Annotated in this window: 23 protein-coding genes; 9 read left to right on the forward strand and 14 right to left on the reverse strand. The window is 45.8% G+C overall.

Features of this window, described 5'->3' with window-relative positions; genetic code table 11:
- Positions 1-7 precede the first annotated feature (7 nt).
- The 3 genes from J2T19_RS05675 to J2T19_RS05685 are packed head-to-tail and all read right to left on the reverse strand — an operon-like array spanning position 8 to position 1858.
- Entirely contained in the window at positions 8-565 is a 558-nt protein-coding gene (locus J2T19_RS05675) for a hypothetical protein (RefSeq protein ID WP_307213967.1), read from the reverse strand.
- Complete coding sequence (locus J2T19_RS05680) at positions 562-1218, reverse strand: hypothetical protein (protein WP_307213969.1); 657 nt, start codon at positions 1216-1218, stop codon at positions 562-564. The genes J2T19_RS05675 and J2T19_RS05680 overlap by 4 nt, the downstream gene beginning before the upstream one ends.
- 31 nt (positions 1219-1249) lie before the next feature.
- Entirely contained in the window at positions 1250-1858 is a 609-nt protein-coding gene (locus J2T19_RS05685; RefSeq protein WP_307213971.1) for a hypothetical protein, read from the reverse strand.
- Between the two features lie 212 nt (positions 1859-2070).
- Here J2T19_RS05685 and J2T19_RS05690 point away from each other — a divergent pair, with 212 nt between their 5' ends.
- The 3 genes from J2T19_RS05690 to J2T19_RS05700 all read left to right on the forward strand — a co-directional run bounded on the left by J2T19_RS05690 (position 2071) and on the right by J2T19_RS05700 (position 4317).
- Positions 2071-3036, forward strand: a complete 966-nt coding sequence (locus J2T19_RS05690) for a multicopper oxidase domain-containing protein (protein WP_307213973.1) — start codon at positions 2071-2073, stop codon at positions 3034-3036.
- Positions 3037-3085: 49 nt separating this feature from the next.
- On the forward strand, positions 3086-3772 hold the full coding sequence (locus J2T19_RS05695; RefSeq protein WP_307213975.1) for a Crp/Fnr family transcriptional regulator: 687 nt from the start codon (positions 3086-3088) through the stop codon (positions 3770-3772).
- A 116-nt stretch (positions 3773-3888) separates the two neighbouring features.
- Positions 3889-4317, forward strand: a complete 429-nt coding sequence (locus J2T19_RS05700; RefSeq protein ID WP_307213978.1) for a YlbF/YmcA family competence regulator — start codon at positions 3889-3891, stop codon at positions 4315-4317.
- 159 nt (positions 4318-4476) lie between these two features.
- On the opposite strand, the gene J2T19_RS05705 is transcribed toward J2T19_RS05700, so the two are convergent.
- Both J2T19_RS05705 and J2T19_RS05710 read right to left on the reverse strand, forming a co-directional pair.
- Entirely contained in the window at positions 4477-5202 is a 726-nt protein-coding gene (locus J2T19_RS05705; protein WP_307213980.1) for a ZIP family metal transporter, read from the reverse strand.
- Positions 5203-5375: 173 nt separating this feature from the next.
- A complete protein-coding gene (locus J2T19_RS05710) occupies positions 5376-6125 on the reverse strand; it encodes a YwiC-like family protein (protein WP_307213982.1) in 750 nt (249 codons plus the stop codon).
- Between the two features lie 54 nt (positions 6126-6179).
- Between J2T19_RS05710 and J2T19_RS05715 the strand changes: the two genes are divergently transcribed.
- Complete coding sequence (locus J2T19_RS05715; RefSeq protein WP_307213983.1) at positions 6180-6881, forward strand: Crp/Fnr family transcriptional regulator; 702 nt, start codon at positions 6180-6182, stop codon at positions 6879-6881.
- Positions 6882-7105: 224 nt separating this feature from the next.
- Here J2T19_RS05715 and J2T19_RS05720 read toward each other — a convergent pair whose 3' ends face one another.
- From J2T19_RS05720 to moaA, 6 genes are all read right to left on the reverse strand, one after another.
- Positions 7106-8617 carry a nitrate/nitrite transporter gene (locus tag J2T19_RS05720; RefSeq protein ID WP_145047370.1) on the reverse strand — a complete coding sequence of 504 codons (1512 nt, stop codon included), beginning with the start codon at positions 8615-8617 and terminating at the stop codon, positions 7106-7108.
- Complete coding sequence (gene narI, locus J2T19_RS05725; RefSeq protein ID WP_307214052.1) at positions 8618-9325, reverse strand: respiratory nitrate reductase subunit gamma; 708 nt, start codon at positions 9323-9325, stop codon at positions 8618-8620.
- A gap of 14 nt (positions 9326-9339) precedes the next feature.
- Positions 9340-9996, reverse strand: coding sequence for a nitrate reductase molybdenum cofactor assembly chaperone (narJ, locus tag J2T19_RS05730; protein WP_307213987.1), 657 nt, complete (start codon positions 9994-9996; stop codon positions 9340-9342).
- A gap of 17 nt (positions 9997-10013) precedes the next feature.
- Positions 10014-11486, reverse strand: a complete 1473-nt coding sequence (gene narH, locus J2T19_RS05735) for a nitrate reductase subunit beta (protein WP_307213989.1) — start codon at positions 11484-11486, stop codon at positions 10014-10016.
- Entirely contained in the window at positions 11476-15192 is a 3717-nt protein-coding gene (locus J2T19_RS05740) for a nitrate reductase subunit alpha (RefSeq protein WP_307213991.1), read from the reverse strand. The genes narH and J2T19_RS05740 overlap by 11 nt, the downstream gene beginning before the upstream one ends.
- A gap of 88 nt (positions 15193-15280) precedes the next feature.
- Positions 15281-16282, reverse strand: a complete 1002-nt coding sequence (gene moaA, locus J2T19_RS05745; protein WP_307213993.1) for a GTP 3',8-cyclase MoaA — start codon at positions 16280-16282, stop codon at positions 15281-15283.
- 316 nt (positions 16283-16598) lie between these two features.
- Here moaA and J2T19_RS05750 point away from each other — a divergent pair, with 316 nt between their 5' ends.
- Genes J2T19_RS05750 through J2T19_RS05770 form a run of 5 tightly spaced genes read left to right on the forward strand, consistent with a single transcriptional unit; the run spans position 16599 to position 19387 of the window.
- The gene (locus tag J2T19_RS05750) at positions 16599-16832 is read left to right on the forward strand and encodes a DUF2249 domain-containing protein (RefSeq protein ID WP_307213995.1); all 234 of its coding nucleotides are present in this window, start codon (positions 16599-16601) and stop codon (positions 16830-16832) included.
- Positions 16833-16849: 17 nt separating this feature from the next.
- The gene (locus J2T19_RS05755) at positions 16850-17224 is read left to right on the forward strand and encodes a hypothetical protein (protein ID WP_307213997.1); all 375 of its coding nucleotides are present in this window, start codon (positions 16850-16852) and stop codon (positions 17222-17224) included.
- Entirely contained in the window at positions 17211-17816 is a 606-nt protein-coding gene (locus J2T19_RS05760; protein ID WP_307213999.1) for a DUF2249 domain-containing protein, read from the forward strand. Before J2T19_RS05755 ends, J2T19_RS05760 begins: the two co-directional genes overlap by 14 nt.
- 13 nt (positions 17817-17829) lie before the next feature.
- On the forward strand, positions 17830-19062 hold the full coding sequence (locus tag J2T19_RS05765; RefSeq protein ID WP_307214001.1) for a hypothetical protein: 1233 nt from the start codon (positions 17830-17832) through the stop codon (positions 19060-19062).
- A gap of 25 nt (positions 19063-19087) precedes the next feature.
- Complete coding sequence (locus J2T19_RS05770) at positions 19088-19387, forward strand: metal-sulfur cluster assembly factor (protein ID WP_307214002.1); 300 nt, start codon at positions 19088-19090, stop codon at positions 19385-19387.
- A 184-nt stretch (positions 19388-19571) separates the two neighbouring features.
- Here J2T19_RS05770 and J2T19_RS05775 read toward each other — a convergent pair whose 3' ends face one another.
- The 3 genes from J2T19_RS05775 to J2T19_RS05785 all read right to left on the reverse strand — a co-directional run bounded on the left by J2T19_RS05775 (position 19572) and on the right by J2T19_RS05785 (position 22123).
- Positions 19572-19913, reverse strand: a complete 342-nt coding sequence (locus tag J2T19_RS05775; protein ID WP_307214003.1) for a cupin domain-containing protein — start codon at positions 19911-19913, stop codon at positions 19572-19574.
- Between the two features lie 153 nt (positions 19914-20066).
- The gene (locus J2T19_RS05780) at positions 20067-21086 is read right to left on the reverse strand and encodes a diacylglycerol kinase catalytic domain-containing protein (RefSeq protein WP_307214004.1); all 1020 of its coding nucleotides are present in this window, start codon (positions 21084-21086) and stop codon (positions 20067-20069) included.
- Positions 21083-22123, reverse strand: coding sequence for an SPFH domain-containing protein (locus tag J2T19_RS05785; RefSeq protein WP_239287054.1), 1041 nt, complete (start codon positions 22121-22123; stop codon positions 21083-21085). The genes J2T19_RS05780 and J2T19_RS05785 overlap by 4 nt, the downstream gene beginning before the upstream one ends.
- Between the last annotated feature and the right edge of the window lie 2 nt (positions 22124-22125).

Consider the following 22125-nt stretch of genomic DNA (forward strand, 5'->3'; position numbering starts at 1 on the left):
ACACTCCTTACGCCAATTCTTCCTGCACAATCTCCGTTGAGACCCCTTTGCGGTTAGTAATTTGAATGGCAAACGCATCAAATCCATTACGCTTGACTAACTCAAAATTCATGTGTTCTCCCGTAATCAGTTCATAGGTTCCATCTTCATGAACATCTTCCCCAAACTCATCATCATATGGAACATTGTAGTAGGCGGTTAAGTACACTTCAAAAATATCCTCCCCTTCTACGTCCAGATAAGGACGTAAAGGCCTATTTTTAAGCTTATCCTCAGCATACGTCTCACATAGCATGGCATCATATCCATGTTTGGCAGCATCAAATAACAGATAACGTTCTCCAGTTACAGTATGCTCTGCATATACAAGTAATGGTGTCGAATCATGCCAACTTATTAGATCATCATCGATCAAGTCACCATAATAAAAAATATGAAACTTGTCGTGACCATCTGGCGTTTGTACTTTTCCATTCCATTCTACTTCATGAGCTTGATCCTTCTTCAATGTCTGTACTAACCCTTCGAGATAGGCTGGCCCTTGTTCTACTCCTAATTCATTCATGATCTCGCCTCCGGTTTATTCATTCGAATGGAAACAATCTTACGTTCCTCATCCACTGTTAATTGAACATCAATATGAAGTTGATCCCTGAACAATGCCGTTATATTAAGATACGGGTCACGGGCTGCCTTACTGCTTCCATTGCCGTTCGATCGGGTCATGCCTTGATGAATAATGGACTGAACCAGCCTGCCATCGCCTTTGCCTGTTTTTTCATATGTATAGATCAGTTGACCATCATGATTGAACACCTTCACTATAGGTATGAAGTCATTGGCATTGAGATATTGCTGCTCTTCGTTGACATAATTCATTGCGTCAGATGAATAGTTTATTTGTCCCGCCAAATAAGGGTTTGTATCATTCGGCTCAATCTCATATTCTTGGTAGGCTAATTGAAACAAATTTTGAAGACCACTTGCATCAATACGATAGTAAAATTGGCGGTTCTCCTCAGCTTTGTCCATCGCAGCATAACCATTGATTAGTGGCCAAGTCGCATAAGATTTGCCGTTCACTTCAATAGCTAAGGCATAATCTGATAGCACTTTCTCTTTCTGAAAAACACCATAACTTTGCATGATAAAAAATGCTGGAATACTTAACATAGCAAAAATAAAAACAAAAATTGACAGTGATACTCTTTTTTTCATTCGTAAACCTCCACACAATATCTCTTGCAAGTTATCCTGTTTTATACTGCAGCTTCGTTAGTGTTCGAACAACCTGCTCTCGGTTCTTAGCATTTTTCATATAAGCAGGGATCGCATGCGAGGCCGTTTTCATAGGTGAATTTGCAGGTTTCACTCGCAAATCTGCAGAGATATAAGCAATGAGATAATTCAAATGCTCGCGATTGACTGCCCAGACGTGCTTGCCTCTTACCTGATCGAGAAAGTACAGCTCCATACCAAAAATCGATTCTCGCCCTTCCTGAATTTCTGGATAATACCCTCGATGTGTCTCTCGACGATACAACAGAGCTTGATTGACTTTACCACAATGTGGGCATTCCACATGCGCTGATTGATGAGGTGTTCTTTTCTCATCCGTGACTTGCACATTGAACCATCGTTCACATAAGACACAAGTTCCCTTGGCATCATAACGATAGTTTGGTTCTTCCGCACCTTGAGCATAACAATGGGAACACGCCCACACCAACCGATCATCTGACTTAGAAATAACCGCATGCCCACCACATTCCTTACATTTAACGTCGATCTGCTTCCCCCGATGAAGTAGATAATAAAAGTTGTACTTATATGCACCTTCATCTTCGAAACGTTTCATTTCACTTCCACCTTTCACCAATTCTCATTCTAAATTATATGTAACTCAGCTACGTAGTACAAGAAACGCCCTCTTCTATTTCAACTTTTTCTCTTTCTATGACTCAAGTGTGTTTCGTATCACACCCGTCCTGATTGCATTTATGTAATCTATATATAAAAGAAAATGTCCTAAGATAAGGTCGTGTTCCCATGTTCTCTATACTCCATGTAATGAAATTGTCGTTGGTATTTGTCATTTTCACAGCTACTCTCGCCCATTGTAGTTCAGACTCCATCAAGCCTGATCATCACGCTGTAGAAACAACAACTCGAATCAGTCAAGAACCTGTCGATCCAATCATTCGGCGCGAAGGGACGAACGTATACATTGAGATGACTGCTCAAGTCACCGATATCGAGATTTCCAAAGGCGTTATGTACAATGCCTGGACATTCAACGGAACCGTACCTGGCCCCGTCCTACGAGTAACCGAAGGAGATACACTGATTTTCACATTGAAAAATAAAGATGCCAGCATGCCTCATTCCATGGATTTTCATGCCGTGCATGCTGCTCCGAGCAGCAAATTTATCGATGTAATGCCGGGTGAGGCAGGAACATTCACATATCCTACATCCTCCCCTGGTGTATTCATGTATCACTGTGGAACGCAACCGGTTCTCGCTCATATTGCGAACGGCATGTATGGCATGATTATTGTTGAACCGAAGGCGGGATATCCTTCTGATCATCTGGTGGATCGGGAATATACCCTGGTTCAGAGCGAATGGTACAAAGAACACGACTATGATGCTTTTATGAATGCAGAACCTAACTATGTTGTATTTAATGGCAATGACTACGTGTTAAAAGAACAGCCCTTACTAGCCCAAGTTGGTGATACAGTTCGAATCTATGTAAGCAATGTTGGGCCAAACGAAGTCTCATCCTTCCATATTGTCGGTACCATGATGGATCGTGTCTACACAGACGGCAATCCACGCAATATTCAATACGGCATACAGACCGTTATGCTACCGGCCAGCGGAGGTGCTGTCGTCGAATTTACGGTAACCGAAGAAGGTGATTATCCTATTGTAACGCACCAATTCAACCATGTTGCCAAAGGGGCATCTGGGGTTCTTCGTGTAACGAAGGATGGCACAGACCATGGTGGACCAGCGATGACACATTGAAGCAAGACAATTTCGCACCCATTCTAAACCAATCGAGGTGTTTCACAAAATGATATGTGCACACGAAGTTCAGGATGCCTGTTTCTCCAAAGTATCCCTGTTCCAACATCTTGACCCGACAGATTCCGAATTGCTGCTCTCTCTCCTTCACTCTCGGCAATATAACAAAGGGGATTATATCGTCCAGGAAGGTGAGCGTTCAGATACGCTTTATGTGGTTCATCAGGGGTGTGTGAAACTATCTAAATACACGGAGAATGGCAAAGAGCATATTGTTCGTTTCCTTTTTCCCGGAGATTTCTTCGGACAAGATGCCCTGCTTCACCAAAAACCACATCCTGCAAATGCGGAGGTTCTAGAGCCCTCTTCCATCTGCTCGATGAACAAACATGACTTTGATCAATTGCTCGAACATGATCCAAAGCTTGCTTATCATTTTCTACTTGCCGTCTCTGAGCTACTGCGTGATACAGATGAATGGAACATTTCTCTTAGCGCTCTCACAACTGAACAGAAGATCGCCAAGCTGCTGTTGTATTTTCATAGTCGGAATCATGCACAGCATGAGATTCGTCTGCCTGTCTTCAAAAAAGATATGGCTCTGCTGCTCGGGATTACCCCCGAGACGCTTAGTCGTAAGCTTACCGTTATGCAGACACAAGGGCTCTTGCAGGTTACAGGAAACTGTATCCTTATCCTTCAATTAGAACAGCTCAAGGAGAAGTTACTACACTGAATCATAGAAGATTTACGATTCAAGCAAGTAATCTATTTCACATGGAATGTGAGTAACGTCACAGTATGCAGTTGTATTCCATTATACAGTTAAGAAAAGATCAGGAGGTTGACCACATGAATACAAATACCGTTGTAAAATTAGATAAACAGCTTATCATGCACAAAATGCAAGAGCTATGCTCACTTCTATTGCAGGATGAGGGCTACAAAGAAATGCGTGACATGATTGATGAGTTTGCCGCTGATGAACAAGCGACCACTCAATATGAACGTTTTATGGAGAAACATCAAGCATTGGAAGAGAAAGAACGGCAAAATATCGAATTGTTGGATTCCGAGATTAAGGTGTATGAAGAGGAAGAGCGCGCGCTGTATGATAACCCTCTCATTCGTCGATTTATCTACGCACAGCGTGAGTTCAGTCAATTGCATCAGCAGATCAGCAACTATTTTACGAAGTCTGTTGAATTGAATCGCTTGCCTGAATCGAAAGAACTGGGCAAAGAAGCTTGTGGCTGCGGCGGAAGCTGCTCTGGTCACTAGTTTCTCCTTGGCCGCTAAATTGCATTAACTCATTAGAAAGAGTATCCGAAACTCAGATGGATCTGAGAGGATACTCTTTTTTCTTATCTTCATATGTTGAAGTTATCAGCGTTTGATGGTAATAGAGTTTTCTTTGATGGGATTAGAAAATGTTTAGAGCTAAATGTCCAACAGCAAGGACACAAGCAATCCCATCGAGGCGATCAACCCTACAATAGGGCCTCCTTCTTCAAAAGCCTCAGGCATCATCGTTGAGCAGAGCATGGCTATTATGCCTCCTCCAGCAAAAGCACCGATTGCTGCCCCCATCTCCTTCGGAAGCTGTTCCAAAAACAGATACCCGCCCAAAGCGGCAAGTGCAGAGATTAGTAATACACCGAGCCACATCAATAGAATTTTGCCTTTGCTATACTTGCTGTTCTTCAACCCTGCCGTACTGGATAATCCTTCAGGAATATTGCTGACAAAAATCGATACCACCAGCACCACACTGACACCGTTGCCGGCCAGTAAACTGGCACCTAGCATGATTGATTCGGGAATCGCGTCCATCACCGTACCAGCGAAAATCCCCAGTCCGCTTTGCTGACTTGAATCTTTCTTGCTGGAACGTTTCCGATCTGACCCACCCTTGGCCGAGATAAGCACATCAAACAGGGTATATACCACGGCTCCTGCGGTAAAACCGATAGCCGTTGGCAGTATACCTCCATCGTTCAATGCGTCTCCAAGAAGCTCAAACGTAGCCGCACCAATCAGCGTGCCCGTCCCAAAGGCCATAATCCAGCCGATGACCCTTTTTGGAATCTTCATAAATAATGCTGCAAGTGCACCGATCACAACCGCTGAGGCGGAGATGCCGCCCCACATCAATGCAGTCCACATCCGGGCTCGCCCCTCTCTTGTTCCATATTGTTTTATCTCCCATTAACCCTTGCTGCCAGATCAAAAACAAACTACGGAAGGTGTGGACTTCATTTTTAAATAACAATCCAATGACGGTGTGACCTATATCACCTGATGTGCACTTAAATCACGTTATGATAAAATGATGTGATTCACAGCAGGATGAACCAGAGCAGGAACTGTACCGCTCCAATAATTTCGATGATCCCCACCTTCATGGGACGCATGGTTTTACCTGCGTAACGAAATGCTCGCACAGCGGAATAGACATAGGCCAGCCCCATCCATGGATACCCAACTGCAGCCGGAATGAACAGCAGTACAACATGGACAAGACGTGACAACCTAATCCAGCGCGGATTGCTGCGTTCCCGAAAGACGGATTTCACAAAGAACGTACTTCCTGTAAAATGTAAAAAGGAAAATAACACAACGATGGCCATGCCGTAGTCCCATTCACCGCTGCCAATCAGATAAGCTGCCGCTCCGCCTAGAGAGAAGACCAGCATTGCACATAGATCATTGATCAATGACCTTTCGGCCTTATGTCTCACATGCCAGATGTTAACCAAGAGCAGTCCCACCAACATGGGGCCAAACCATAACAGCGATGATTGACCAATGACGGCCGGAATGAGACAGACTAGGGCGATCGTGCCGTATATGGCTGCCCATTTATATAAGCGCTGCCGATTCGCATTTCGTTTGAGCGATTGCAGCAAAGGATACGCGGTCAGGTACAAGCCAAGCCAGGCAAAGAACAGCGGCAGATGAAGCCACTGGGGGCTGCTTGCCGCCACACCAACGAGAAAAGGTACGCTGACCATTGCCCACCCACCATGTTCATGGGGAATTACGATTGGTTTAGCGTTTGTACTTCCATTGCTTTTCAATTCAATCACAACCTCCTATCAGGTTTATCAATACAAAAAGTTTCACAGAGAGGATGAACTTGTATGACCAGGGTAAATAAAGAAAACGCAGCAGATTTTCTGCAGCAATTCCCTATTTTTCAGGATCTAAGCCCCGAAGAGTTAAAACAGGTTGAAGAAATTGCTATATCCCGAAGCATCAACAAAAAGACGGTGATCTTTAGTGAGGGCAGTGAAAAAGAAGCTGTGTTCTTCATTCGTACCGGTATTGTCAAAGCTTACAAAACGGATGAGAACGGACATGAACAGATCGTATCCTTCCTCAAAACAGGGGACATGTTTCCTCATACCGGATTTTTTAACGCGCACCCCTATCCCGCTACTGCTGTTGCGATCACGCCGTCAAGCCTGCTGGCGATTCCCGTCAGACACTTTGAACGGCTCATGCTAAGCACTCCTTCGATCGCCATCAAAATCATGCGTGTACTCGGCGATAAAATACGAGAATTACAAGATAAATTACAAGTGCTTTCCGGTCAGGATGTACGTAATCGTGTGCTCTCCTTTCTTCTCATGCTTGCCGAGCAGCATGGTCAGGAGCAAGAGGATAAGATCATCATCAATCTGCCCATGACACACCAGGAGTTCGCCAATTCCATCGGAACGACCAGGGAGACAGCCAATCGACTGCTGAACCAGCTCGCAAAAGATGAGTTGCTTGAGGTTGATCGTAGCCGCATCATCATTCACAACCTGCAGGCTTTAAAAGAACAGCGAGACGCTTAAGCATAACGGCAAGATGGCTCTATGCATCTTGCTTCTTCTTTCTGTTATGCACAATCACAGCTCAGCGTTAAGCCACATTCATCAGGGAAGATAATCGGTTCCTCTGTGTATTGAAACTGTCGCTTGTGCAAAAAGAGACCTTAACTACTGTAAATCAAGTTAAGGTCTCTTGCTGTATGTTGGATCACTTTTTTCAATAACTCTGTCTCTTGACCATGCATTGCTTAGGCAATCGTTAGATCAGGTTTACTCATATCACTGAACATACCCGCGTAATATTTGACTTCCCCTGCTTCATTACGGATTGCTGTAATACTAAGCCATTCCTGATAAAGTTCACCATTTTTCTTGCGATTCCAGATCTCGCCCTGCCAGTATCCTTTTTCACGAAGTTCCTGCCATAACTGGTCATAAAACTTCTTATCCTGCTTGCCTGATTTCAGCATGCTTGGCTTCTGCCCTACCGCTTCTTCAGCCGTATAACCTGTAACCGCCGTAAAGGCTGGGTTCACCGAACGAATAACACTGTTCGTATCCGTCACCAAAATTGCTTCAATGGTATTCTCCAAAATGCTAGCAGACAGTTGTAGCTTCTCTTGATAGAACATCCAGATGACAAGCACGAGACTTACCAGTGCAATCTGGGATAACGCCATGAAGCCAATCGCATAATGACCTGTCATACTGTACAGCAACGTCAGCATTAATGGAGGGAAGAAACCGCCCAAACCACCCATCGCTGAGATCATTCCGTTAGCGATACCTGCTTGTTTGACGAAATACATCGGCACTAATTTGAAAATTGTACCGTTACCTGTTCCCGCGCAGAGCGCGACAGTCAGACAACCAACCGTATAGATATAGAAGGATGGCGCGAACGATAATACAATCGCGGCAATGGTCAATCCACCGAACACAAACATCAATATTTTGAATGGATTAAACTTGTCACCCAGCCATCCGCCAACCGGACGCATAATCGTTGCCACCAAGATGAAGCCAGCTGTGCGAAGTCCCGCATCAACCTTATCCATCTGGAAGTTGGTAACGAGGAAGTTCGGCAAGTAAACGGTGAACGCCACGAATGAACCAAACGTCAGGAAATAGAACAAACACAGAAGCCACAGCTTGTTATTTCGTGACACATCTTTTAATTGCTGCATCAGAGGAAGGGTGACGCGTGTTTCTTTTTTGTCTCCCAAAACAAAATTCAATGCAGCCATACCAATCAAAAGAATGCTGTAAAATAGAACCGTTTTGGACCAACCCACCTGAGCAGCAACCAATGGTGCTCCAAATGCAGAAAGTGCTGTACCCAAGTTACCAATACCATAGATTCCGTTAACGAAACCATGACGTTCTTTCGGATAATACTTGGGTAGCGAGGTTACTCCGACAGAGAACACGGCTCCACCGATCCCGAGGAAGAAGCCACCAATAACTAGATCACTGAATGATGTTGCACGACTGACCCACCATACCGGAGCAAGTAATAACACAAAGCTGATCATGAAAATGTTACGTGCCCCGTACCGATTCGTCCAATAACCAATTGGAATACGAGCAATCGATCCGATCAAGACAGGGATAGCTGTAGCCCAAGCAAGCTGGGAAGAAGTAAGCGCGATATCCTCTTTGATAAACGGCATGAGGGATGACAAGATTACCCATACCATAAAGCCAAGAACAAGACTCGTCGTTTGCAAGGGCAGTTGGATTTTTCCTTTTTGCTGCATTTACATCGCCCTTTCCTTTTGTTGTTCCTGATTCGGATACACGGCCCCGTCTCTTCTGCGATACAGCACATAGCTACGTCTCAGATATCCGAGTGGCATACTCAGCATGTGCACCAGACGTGTGAATGGAAATACGCTGTACAATACAAATGTTAGCAAGATATGAACCTTAAAGTTCATGGGCACCGTCTGCATCAAAGTCGGATCAGGCTGGAGTATCAACAGACCACGTAACCATGGGTTAATCGTTGTACGATAATCGAATCCGCTATGATTAACTGCGTTAGCCGATGTTGCCAGAATCCCGGTCACAATGACAATGATTAACATAGCCAGTGCCACCCAATCCCCGACGCTGCTTGTTGCCCGCACTCTGCGAGCCGTGTACCGTCGTACCAACAGAATAATCAATCCGGTAAATGCGATAATACCAGCCGGTAATCCGCCGAACACAGCGCCCATATGGTACGCTTCGTCACTTAGACCGATCCAATGATAAAATTCAATCGGTACAAGCAGTCCGGCAATATGTCCACAGATGACGGCGAAAATGCCAATGTGGAAGAGTAAACTTCCCCATCGTAGCAACCGTTTCTCCAGCATCTCACTAGATTTGGATGTCCAGCTAAACGGATTGGTTACATATCTCCAGATGGTCGCCGTGATACAAAACACAATGACCATGTACGGGAGAGCACCCCATAACATTAATTCCAGTGTACTCACCGATTGCCCCTCCTCATCAGCTCAACGATCTCGTTCAGACCGCCCAGCGGTTGTTTCTGTTCTTCTTTGCTTGGTTCAGGTACGTCCGAAACAGACGGCTCGGGCATCACCTGTAACATGAGCGTAAGGAGCGGTCCGTATGGACTGTTTTGTCCTGCGATACTTTCGGTCATCGTGACCAGCGCTTTATGACAGGTATTCAGAACTCCGATTGCATCTTTCTCCGGAGCCTCGGCAATGAATTCAAGCACCATGGGTAAATAATCCGGCAGCTCGCTGGCTTCCATATAGAAACCAGCCGCTTCATATCTACGCTTCAAATCAATCAGTGCCGGTCCGCGATCTCGCTCATCACCATGCAAAGCATAGGTGAGATAAAGATTTGATTTTTTATCAAAATCAAACGCACGTACATAAGAATCCTGCCACCCAATGGCATCTACAGCCTGTGCATCTCTCGTGAAGGTTAACACGATCTGCTTCACTTCTTCCTCAGAGATCGTAAGAACCGCTTCTTGCACCCCAGGTAATCCCTCTCTCCACTCGGTATCAGGGTATTGCAGCAGATAGGAGATCAGTTTACAGACCATTCTTCTCATTTCCGGTTCATAAACCTGTTTCACGATAGTTTCTGTATTCGTATCGATTGTCATCGTTGTTGTCTCCTCTCCTATGAGAATACGCCGCAAGAACCTGGGCCGCCTGCAAAGTCAAGGCCACAGCTTCCTTGTTCACTGAATAGATCTGCCACTTCCTCACGGTGAGCTGGTGGGATCACAAAGCGATCATCGTATTTCGCAATAGCGAGTAGACGATACATATCTTCAACTTCCTGCGCACTCATGCCAACAAGATCCAACAATTCAGACTCACTCGCTTTGCCGGTTTGCTGGTTACGCATGTGAATCCGCATCACAGCCATTTTCCGCAGTACTTCACGAATACGTCCTGTGTCCCCAGCAGTAAGCAGGTTCGCCAGGTATTCAACCGGAATACGCATGTTATCAATAGCTGGGAAAATATCATTTGCTTCGAGCGAACTTCCTTGGCCTTCTACCCGGTTAGTGATCGGACTCAGCGGTGGAATGTACCATACCATCGGCATTGTGCGGTACTCAGGGTGAAGTGGAAGTGCGATCTTCCAGTCAATAACCATTTTATAGATTGGGGACTGCTGCGCTGCAATAATCCAGTCCTCCGGAATGCCTGCCGCACGTGCTTCACGAATAACTTCAGGATCATTTGGATCAAGGAACACATCCATTTGTGATTCATACAGATCCTCTTCATTCTCCACGGAAGCTGCTGCTTCAATGCGGTCTGCATCATAGAGCATCAGGCCGATATAACGGATACGTCCAACGCAAGTTTCAGAGCAGATCGTTGGCAGACCCGCTTCAATCCGTGGGAAGCATAGTGTGCATTTCTCAGCTTTGTTCGTCTGCCAGTTGAAATATACTTTTTTGTACGGGCAGCTCGACACACAGAATCTCCATGCACGGCAAGCATTCTGGTCAACAAGAACGATTCCGTCCTCTTCCCGTTTGTACATTGCACCTGATGGACAGGAAGACACACAGGACGGGTTCAGGCAGTGTTCACAGATCCGCGGCAGGTACATCATAAATACCTGTTCAAAATCCATTTTGATGGATTCCTCGACACCCTTCATGTTCGGGTCTTCCATCCCTGTTATATGTGCACCGGCGAGGTCATCTTCCCAGTTCGGACCCCATTCGAGATTCATATACTCTCCGGTAATTTGGGATTTTGGTCTTGCGACTGGCTGGTGTTTTTTCTCCGGACTATTGGTCAGTTTCTCGTAATCATAAGTCCAAGGCTCATAGTAGTCGTCGATCGTTGGTTGATCTGGGTTGTGAAAAATGTTAAGCAAACGTCTTGCACGTGTACCGGATTTCAACTCCAGCTTGCCATTTTTCATCTCCCAGCCGCCGCGATAACGCTCCTGATCCTCCCATTGTTTTGGATAACCGACACCTGGTTTTGTTTCGACATTGTTAAAGTACATGTACTCTGCACCTGGACGATTCGTCCAGGTGTTTTTGCATGTTACGCTGCATGTATGGCAGCCGATACATTTGTCCAGGTTCATGACCATACTGACTTGTGCTTTAATCTTCAAGCCAATCCACCTCCTGCAGTTTTCTAATGATGACATTCAGGTCACGCTGGTTGCCTGTCGGGCCATAATAGTTGAAACCATAACTTAACTGAGCATAGCCGCCGATCATATGTGTTGGCTTCACGTGAATACGAGTCGGACTGTTATGCGTACCCCCGCGTGTCTGTGAAATTTTCGTCCCCGGAACGTTAATGTGTCGATCCTGGGCGTGATACATAAAGGCTACTCCGCGAGGAATACGATGTGTAACTACCGCTCTTGCCACAACGACCCCGTTACGGTTGAAACATTCGATCCAATCGTTATCCACTAGACCCGCTTCCTCAGCATCCTCATGGTTCATCCAGATCGTTGGACCACCTCGGAACAAGGTCAACATCGGCTGAGCATCATAATACATACTGTGAATAGACCATTTGTTATGTGGTGTCATGTAGTTCAGCACGATTTCCTTGCCGCCCTCAATCGGACGTTTACTGTTTGGATGGAACGGTGTATGTTTCAGAATTGGTTTGAAGGTAGCCAGCGTCTCCCCGAACTCACGCAGCATCGCATGGTCGATATAGAACTGTTGTCTGCCAGTCAGAGTGCGCCATGGAATCAGTCGTTCTACGTTGGTCGTGAACGGTGAATACCGCCGTCCGCCTTTTTCCGATCCGCTAAATGCAGGTGATGTGATAACCGTTTTTGGTTTCGAAGTAATCTCGTCAAAAGTGAAGCATTCTTCTGAACGTTCTTCTGCCAAATCCTTCAGATGCAGTGCCGTTTTCTTCTCCAAAGACTCCCACGCACGTACAGCCATCTTACCGTTTGTTGTTGTAGACAAAGTTAGAATGGCTTCAGCGACGTTACGATCTGAACTTAGATCTGGACATCCTTGTCCAACGCCATCTTTGCGGTTCACACCTAAGATGCCTTTCAGCTTCTCGTATTCTTCGCTTGCCGACCAGGACATGCCCTTCGTACCGATCGGTTTATCCTTCACGTTTGGCCCGAGACTAATCATTTTGTTGTAAACCGCAGCATAGTCACGTTCAACCACCTGGATATGCGGCATGGTTTTACCCGGAATAGCTTCGCATTCTCCAGCACTCCAGTCTTTAATCTCACCATAAGGTTGAGCGAGTTCATCTGGTGAATCATGCAGTAACGGTGTAGCCAGAATCTCCTTCTGTGGACCATCGAACTGCTGTTCTGCCATTTCAGAGAACACACGTGCAATCTCCTTGAATGTATCCCAGTCGGAACGGGATTCCCATTGCGTAGCTACCGCCGGGTTGAACGGATGTACAAACGGGTGCATATCCGTACTGCTCAAATCGCTTTTTTCATACCAAGTTGCTGCTGGCAGTACGATATCGGAATACATCGCTGTACCTGCCATGCGGAAATCCATATTGACCATAAGATCAAGCTTGCCTTCAGGAGCTTCCTCTACCCACTCCACATGCTCAGGACGAAGTCCATGATCATCATCATTGAGCAATCCGTTTGTTGCACCAAGCAAATGCTTAAGGAAATACTCATGTCCTTTGCCTGAGCTTGAGATCAGGTTTGCTCTCCAGACAAACAGCACACGTGGGAAGTTCGCTGGATCATCCGGCTGCTCAATCGAGAATTTAAGATTTTTATTTTGCAATTCTGATGCCACATATTCGCCGATCTCTTCCTTCGTTGTTGCCCCCGCATCTAGTGCATCCTGGTGCAAATCAATCGAGTTACGGTTAAATTGTGGATAAGATGGAAGCCAGCCCATGCGCGCAGCCATGACATTATAGTCAGCAACGTGCTGGAAGCGCGGGTCACCTTCAAGTGCCGAGGTTAGCTCCCCGACTGGGGTTTCCTCATATCTCCATTGATCTGTTGCAAAATAGAAGAAAGATGTTCCGTTCTGCAGACGGGCAGGTCCACTCCAGTCACGTGCAAATGCAATCGTCTGCCAACCTTCCGCTGGACGTAGCTTCTCCTGACCTACATAGTGAGCCCAGCCACCGCCGTTAACCCCTTGACAGCCTGTCATCAGAAGCAGGTTGATAATGGCACGATAGATAACATCGGAGTTGTACCAGTGGTTGATCCCGGCACCCATAATAATCATGGAGCGGCCTTGCGTATCCACTGCATTTTGTGCAAACTCACGTGCGATCTTAACGACGGTATCCCGATCAACTCGGGTAATTTTCTCTTGCCAAGCTGGTGTAAATGGTTTGTCCTCTTCAGCTTCTAGAACGATTCCTGTTACGATTTCAGTAGAGTCTGCTGAACGTGTCATTTCACGATCAACACCATACTTCGCCAGCACGAGATCGTATACTGACGTAACGGTAATCCAGCGATCCTCAACCCATATGCGGCGAACTGGGATTTGACGTTCCATGACATGACTTCCTTCATCATCGAAGTAAGGAAGATGTACGGTTACGAGATCATGATGCACGCCGAGCATGGATAATCTTGGATCGATCGGCTCGCCGGTATCCACCTGTTCCATCTTGAGATTCCATGTACCTTCTTCACCCCAACGGAAGCCCATACTCCCTTTTGGGATAGCATAAGTGCCGGAGTTTTCATCGAATACAAGGGTTTTCCATGCCATATTGTTGCCTTGAATACCCAGGTCTTCACCAAGCAAGAATCGGCCTGCAATGTTTACGCCATCCTTCTCTTCGACAATCAACAAATTGGGGAAGTCCGTATATTGCTTCGCATAGGACATGAAGTAATCTGTAGGATGATCCAGATAAAATTCTTTCAGAATGATGTGCCCCATAGCCATTGCAAGTGCGCCATCTGTCCCTTGTTTCACAGACATCCATGTATCTGCAAACTTCACATATTCCGCATAATCCGGACTGATGGATACCACTTTTGTTCCTTTGTAACGTGCTTCTGCGAGGAAGTGAGCATCCGGTGTACGTGTCATTGGCAGGTTAGAACCCCAAACTAAAATGTAACCAGAGTTATACCAATCACTGCTCTCCGGGACGTCCGTCTGATCTCCCCAGATTTGCGGGGATGCCGGCGGCAGATCTGCGTACCAGTCATAGAAACTAAGCAATGGTGAACCTACCAAAGATAAGAAACGTGATCCGGCAGCATAACTGACCATGGACATCGCTGGGATTGGCGAGAAACCAATGATACGGTCAGGGCCGTAATCTTTGATCGTATGAATCATGGAAGCAGCAATAATCTGTGTCACTTCGCCCCATGAAGCACGAACCAGTCCGCCTTTACCGCGTACCGACTTGTATCTTTTCACTTTGACTGGATCATTCGAAATACTTGACCATGCTTTTATGGGATCACCATAAGTCTTCAGAGCGTCACGCCACATTTCCAGAAGTGCACCACGCACGTAAGGGTGCTTCACACGCAATGGGCTGTATAGGTACCATGAGAAGCTTGCTCCACGCGGACATCCACGAGGTTCGAAATCAGGCATATCCGGCCCGGTAGATGGATAATCCGTCGCTTGCGTTTCCCATGTCACAATGCCATCTTTCACATAAATCTGCCAACTACATGAACCCGTGCAGTTAACGCCGTGTGTGGAACGTACCACTTTATCATGCTGCCAGCGGCGACGATACACGTCTTCCCAGTCCCGGTTTACCGGGGACATCTCACTCCAGCCTTCCGCGTTTTTTTCACGTTTGGCAAAATACTTCAGTTTGCCCATCCAGGGCATGCTTTTGCTGCTCATTGTTGTCCTCCCACAAATGTGACCTGTTGATGCGATTTCGCACCTGAAATTGAGTCCGTGATCTAAACTGAATTCGAAGCTTCTCTTGCTATCCTCCGATCTGCGACATATGCCGCAGCGTAGGTGTTCCGTCAATCTGCTGCCCTTTTAAGGCTTTTACCATGTCATGAGTTTCGGGTTTGGAGCCGAGCGCCTTGTAAAACAGATCCTGTACCGCCTTGTCGTCGCCAACGAGCGGGCGAACATTGTACTCATCCGACCAATACAGACACGGTTTAATATTGCCGTCGGCTGTTAACCTGAGCCTGTTGCAGCTACCACAGAAATGACTGCTGACCGGATGAATCAGACCAAATGTTCCGGCTGCTCCAGCGATTCGATAACTATCTGCCGGACCATTACCGTACACATCACCGCAGCTTTCGTAGTTCCATTTGTCACCACAAGTCTTCAGCACATGTTCAAGCGGCAAATAACTCGACTTCCAGTTGCCCCCACTATCACCGATGGGCATGTACTCAATAAATCGAATATCAATCGGAGCCTCCAACGTCATGCGCAGAAAATCCTCAACCTCATCGTCATTTACACCTTTCATCAGTACAACATTTAGCTTGATGGGCTGAAATCCAGCCCTTTGACTGGCTTTGATGCCCTCCAGCACACGATCTACCTTGCCCCCTCGTGTAATACGCGCGAATCGCTCCGGCTTGAGCGAATCCAGGCTAATGTTGACCCGAGTTAACCCCGCTGACTTAAGTCGATCTGCATAAGCTGCCAGATAGATGCCATTGGTTGTCAATGCGATATCCTCAATCCCTGGAATAGCGGATAACATCGCAATCAGTTGATCCAGCCCCTTACGAACCAGAGGTTCTCCCCCAGTCAAACGCAATTTCCGAATACCCAGTGGAGCAAGCGCCTTGACGATCGACGTGATTTCTTCATAAGACAGGATTCGTTCCGTCGGTTCAAATTGCATCCCTTCTTCTGGCATGCAATATACACAACGCAGATTGCAACGATCTGTAACCGAAATCCGCAAGTAGTCATGAACTCTGCCAAACGGATCCATTAATTTTGATTCCATACACGTACCTCCCTTCTCTAGGATGCTGTCTTTATTCGGCTGAAGGAGGGAACTTGCTTCCTCTCATCAATTGTCATCTTGGTGCTAAATATAAGGATGTCTCGCTCGCCTAACTGTGCAAAATATCACAAGAAGTGAAACATAACGCACACTTGCACATTTATAAAATCGCCGCAACCCCTTTCCAAACAGGATTCTCTTTTAAATAAGGCAAGATTATGACAATAGGAAATGTGAGCCTGCTCACACAGCCCCTTCTTTTCGTTTTCTATAATCAAGTTGCAGCACCACACTAATCCACTTGGAGGAATGAATCATGAACACATATGCAGCTACTATTAATGCTACTGAGTACCCACCTCATCTGAAACATAAAATCATTTTCGAAACGTTCGATCAATTACAACCGCAAGAAGCGATGCTACTTATTAACGATCACGATCCGAAACCTTTACGCTTCCAGTTCCAATCTACACACCCTGAAGGCTTTGATTGGGAGTATATTGAACAAGGACCTACCACGTTCCAGGTCAAGATCAGCAAACGATAGATTGGAGATGAGCAGCCATGCCGCAAGTTGACATCATAAATGACACTACACTTCGCATCACGCTTCGGCTGGAAGATGCGACGACCATGATTCAGATGGCGCAACAGAATCAAGCGGAATATGCACAAGAAATCATTACGATTTATGAAAAAATGTCAGTCTTTGAATATACACACTTTTGTTTTTACGCTTATGACAGTGCAAGACTCTTTGAGCGATTGTTAGGTATGGATCCTAAGGCATATCTGTCCTTCTCTCTGGATGCGCCGGAATCATTCTTTTATGCGCTGTACGGCGGAATGGCTGCTCTCTATGAGTCATCACAATACTTGCTCCAACAGACCAATGTAGCGGGTACAGGATCGGATGTGAACGCACATGTCTCGAGCTAATGTCAATATTGTTGAATTGGATGTCCGGCCGCATTTAAGTAAAAAGCTGGAGCCCTTCCAACTTATTATGGATACGGTAAAAGGTCTTCAACCTGAGGATGTGTTTGTACTTCATGCCCCATTTAAGCCAACGCCGCTACTTGGCATTCTCAAATTGAAAGGGTACTCCAACTCGTCTGAACGAATGAGCGCGGATCACTGGGTCACCACTTTCGTTCACAAGAAAAACAAAAAAAGCGCAATAGCATTATCTGCGCAGCAGCTCGAGTCCGACAAACCAACTCTTGATATCTTGCTAGAATCAGACGAGGAAGCATGTCAAGGACGCCCTGAAGGAGTTACCTCTGCATTGGAAGTTGACGAACAGCCTAAGGCTGCATCCATAACGCTGGATAATCGGGGATTAGAACCGCCACAACCAATGATGCGTACACTTGCTGCACTCGAGCATTGCAAACCTGGAGATGTTATTCTCATTCACAATGATCGCGTTCCCGTGTTCTTAATTGAAGAGTTAAACAATCTGGGCTGTCTATATACGGTTGAGGATCAAGCGGATGGCACAGCGAAAGTGAGAATTGAAAAAGGGTAAGGAGGCGAGAGCCATGTCCAGGTTGCCGTTTCTTTTTATCATCACGGGCATCTTCGGATTTGTTATGTATCACGCCTTCTCTGTGCTCTCGCTAACAGGCTGGCTTGGTGATGAATTAAGAGGCCCTGAAGGCTGGTTTCACGCTCACCTCTTTGTTCTGGGGTGGGCAACCATGCTTGCTATGGGTGCGATCTATCAATTGATTCACGTAATTCTGCAATCTAATATCTACAGTCTGCTGCTGGGCTACTGTCATTACTTCTTCTTCACCATCGGGCTTACTGGTATGTTATATGGTTTTATCCGTGGAGATGTTCATTGGATTGCTGGTTCAGCTACGCTAGCCTTAATCGGTATTTTATTGTTCGGATGGAATATGGCGGTAACACTCTTCCGTGCTTCTCAGTGGAATCCGGTAACGATTAGTGCCGCCTGTTCTTGTCTGTATCTTGTTCTGACCGGACTTTCCGGTATGCTGATGGGATTGAATTTTGCTTTTGGGCAATGGAACGGTCTCCATGAGCGATTGTTTGGAGCACATATTTGGATGGGAACCCTCGGCTGGTTCGGTATGTTGATTACTGGATTCAGCTATAAGATGTTACCTATGTTTTACCTATCCCATAATTACTCCATACGGCTGCAAAAGGTCGTCTTGTACTTGTGGAACGCAGCGGTAATCACGGGTGTAATTGCATTTCTGACAGGCATCAAAGACGGGTTACTCTGGTTCGCACTATTGCTTCTAAGTGCAGCAATGATCTGTTATGTGTATCACTTGGAACAGATTCAGGAGAAGCGACACAAAAAAAATCCCGGACCAGGTATTCGCTGGTCGGTGTATGTAAGCCGTGCTTTTGCCGTATATGTTATGGCATTGCTAATCTATTCAGCACAAGGAACGGATCTGTTGCTCCATCCACGGGTAGTGCTGCTATCTGGATGGGTATATCTCGGAGGCTGGGTTTCACTCACGATATTAGGTTATGCTTCCAAAATCGTACCGTTTCTATGGTGGACACATAAGTATGGAAAGCAAGCTGGCAGACCTGGAGTACCCCTTATGTCTGGCATGCTGAGTGAACGCTACGTACAATGGGGAATCATCGCTATGGTGGGCGGCAGTCTATTGCTGGTGAGTGGAATTTTAATAAATCTGGCAGAAGTAATGATGGTCGGAGGAACCATACTATCCCTGATTTCCATTGCTTATATCGCAAATATAGCCTTAGTGTTTAAACGTTAATTTGGAGGATTGGAGAGCGATAACCATGGAACAAACAACCCAATTGTTAGAATGTCTGAAGGAAGTATACGACCCTGAGTTAGGTGTCAACATTGTTGATCTTGGACTTGTATATGAAGTACGTGAAGAACCGGGGCGTGTGCACGTACGAATGACTCTGACCACCCCTGGTTGCCCACTGCATGATACGATTGTAGGCGCCGTGAAGTGGGTGTTACAAGAAAATACAGGCAAGACTGATATCGATGTACAAGTTGTATGGGAGCCTAAATGGTCACCTCAGCTCATGTCTAAAGAAGCCAAAGAGATGTTAGGATATTTCTGACATCGACTGATGTATTCATATCACAAAGAAACGTACTTAAGCTCTGTTCCTGCCAGAGACATAAGTACGCTTTTTGTTATTCTGTGATGATCAAGTTAGTTGTTTATACGTAATCAAATGCTTGGTGAGTCACTACGATATACAGGTGTAATACACATCCTCTTAACGTGTTAACGCGTGCTTCCTATATATTTTGCCCGTAGGATTCGTTAGGCACCTTGTTTAGCGTTACAAATAAACGAGTCTCACTGTTACCTGTATTATGGAAGGCAAATTCCGTCTCTCCTCCGCAGCAGATCACGTCCTCTTGCTTGACCTCCTGTTCAACTCCATCCAGAATCATCGTTCCTGTACCTTCAACCACCAGCAAGATAACATCTGTTCCTGGGTGTTTGTGCACCGGAAGCTTCTGACCTGGCAAGAAATGAAGTACAAATGTGACACCACCATCGTGCCTGAATAACACCCGTTTCGTAAAACGCTCTGTACTAAATTCTTTTACGTCTTGCAATGATGTGATACTCATATTCATTCATCCTCCTCTGTAATCTGTGATTACATTCATCATAACGTGCCATAGCCTGAAAATCCTTGATCTAAATCAAGAAATCCCAGGCTATGTGAATGACTATCCCGATCTTTAAGTCTGATCTTATTATAGGTATATAAAATTGAGACATTATACGACTAACTGCCCTCGTTTATCTGCAAGATTAATGGTCGCCTCCACACCTGAATTAAATTCAAGAAAATCCTGTTCAACCCCATCGCTGAATATCACTCCATCTTCTGGCATCTGGGATACCATCCGTAAGGGTTGGTTCGCATGGATCTGTCCAAACACAACATTGGCAGCTGTTGTACGGCTAGGGAATGGCTCGCGCACAGTGAAGTAAAGGTAGGGTGCGTCCCAACCAAAATGCTCCATCCTTTTTTGTCCCCTATCCATTGTCGTTAATTCATCGTTTATGTTCATATGTTGCCAAGCCTCCGAGTTTACAATGCCAGTCGCACCTGCCAGCACACTTTTGAACCAGCCCGTAGAGCCCATCCCTGTGGATACGATCACACCACTAGAGGATTGCCGTTCTACGGCTGAACCAAATTGCACTTCGTAACGAGCAGACACATGTGTCTTTCGACCAATAAACAGATCGTTGACCCCGTAGAGATACTGACCATCATTCAGTTCAACTTTGGCAATCGTAACTTCTTTCAGTGAACGCCGTCTACGCATCACATCAGGAATAATAAAGCGCAGATCCTCTACTGTAAAAGGAAGCAACACCCCATCCCAGCGCATGGGATCAGGGTTAACCCCAATAAGCGGCTGTTCTGATACATATTTAAGTGTATTTGCAACAAGACCGTCCTGACCAACAACAACGATAATATCCTGTTTACCAAATATAAAATTGGGCACATGCTCCCGATCTATCGTTTGAACTCTTCCGAGCGAACCAAGAATTTGTTGCGCTTGCTTTACGGATTCCCGATAACAAGCATCCTCTGCAATATAATCATTAAAGTCTGCTCCTAGCCGTTCAATATAGAACTGTGCCTGCTGCACCGTATTATAACGAACGATCAACTCCTCCAGCCGTGTTCGTCGTTTAATCAAAACAAGTTTGTGTTCCGTTAGTCGATGCTCTTCCGTCACTGGCATGGATGCTGACTTTTCAGTTGCTGATCGTCTCATCGCCCTCTCCCCCCTTGCTCTCTATTCGAGTTAGACATCAAACCTTGCAGTAAATCAGGTGAGATATTCAGTTGTCCGATCTTACCTGCATTCTCCGCCAGTTCCTGGAATGCAATTGCAATGAGTTTATCCGAATTCATCCCCATATTCGCCATGGCCTGCAGAACGGTCGGTTCTACATCCTGCAACGACTTCATCACAGCTGCCATCTCATAAGCTTTGGCATCTGCTTCTGCATTCCGATTGGCAATCGTCAGCTCAATCAGCTGTTGTTTTCGTTCCTCCATCGCTGTATTGAATTGGAGCTGCTCCTGCTCCATCTCATTTTGCTTTTGTTTGATGGAGCGTTCTGCCTGCAATTGCGTTTCTCGAATTTGCCGCTTTTTGGATTCAACTGCGATTTCCGTATTCAGTTCGTTTTCCTTCACCTTACGCTCCTGCTCGATGGACGCATTACGGCGCACATATAATGCTTCATCAGCCTGACGCAAAATTTCTTCCCGAGCCTGCGCTTCCAGCGCACGCATCGTTTCTTTGTTAGGCAAAATCGCCAGAATCGATAAACTCATCAGCTCTACGCCCAGCTTCTCCAGTTCTTGGCTCTGTGCAACCTCACGTTTCATACTCGTTACAAGCCGTTCGCTGGATTGAATGGCTTCCTTCAATGGCATTTGTTCCAGATGCTTCTTGGTCAAGACTTTGGCAATCGTGATTACACGTTGATCAAGCTTACCAGGATCATCTGAGATGTACTGATTTTTCCGTAAGTTATACGTATAATTCAAGCTTTGTGTAATTTTCATGTAGTCCACAATACGGTAGCTAAGTTGCCCCTGAACCGTTACGGTCTGATAATCTGCAGTTATTTCTTCGAACATGAAAGGCACTTCGACAGACGATACAGGTAAAACGACAACCGAAGTGGTCGGTTCATAATAGGTGAAGGATAAACCTACGCCTTGACGCTGTACCTGACCGTTCTTCACTTTCATCACATATTCACTTGGCTGAAATTTTACAAATCGAAATCCGAACATGG

The sequence above is a fragment of the Paenibacillus tundrae genome (assembly GCF_030812775.1).
In the GTDB taxonomy this organism is placed as follows: Bacteria; Bacillota; Bacilli; order Paenibacillales; family Paenibacillaceae; genus Paenibacillus; species Paenibacillus tundrae_A.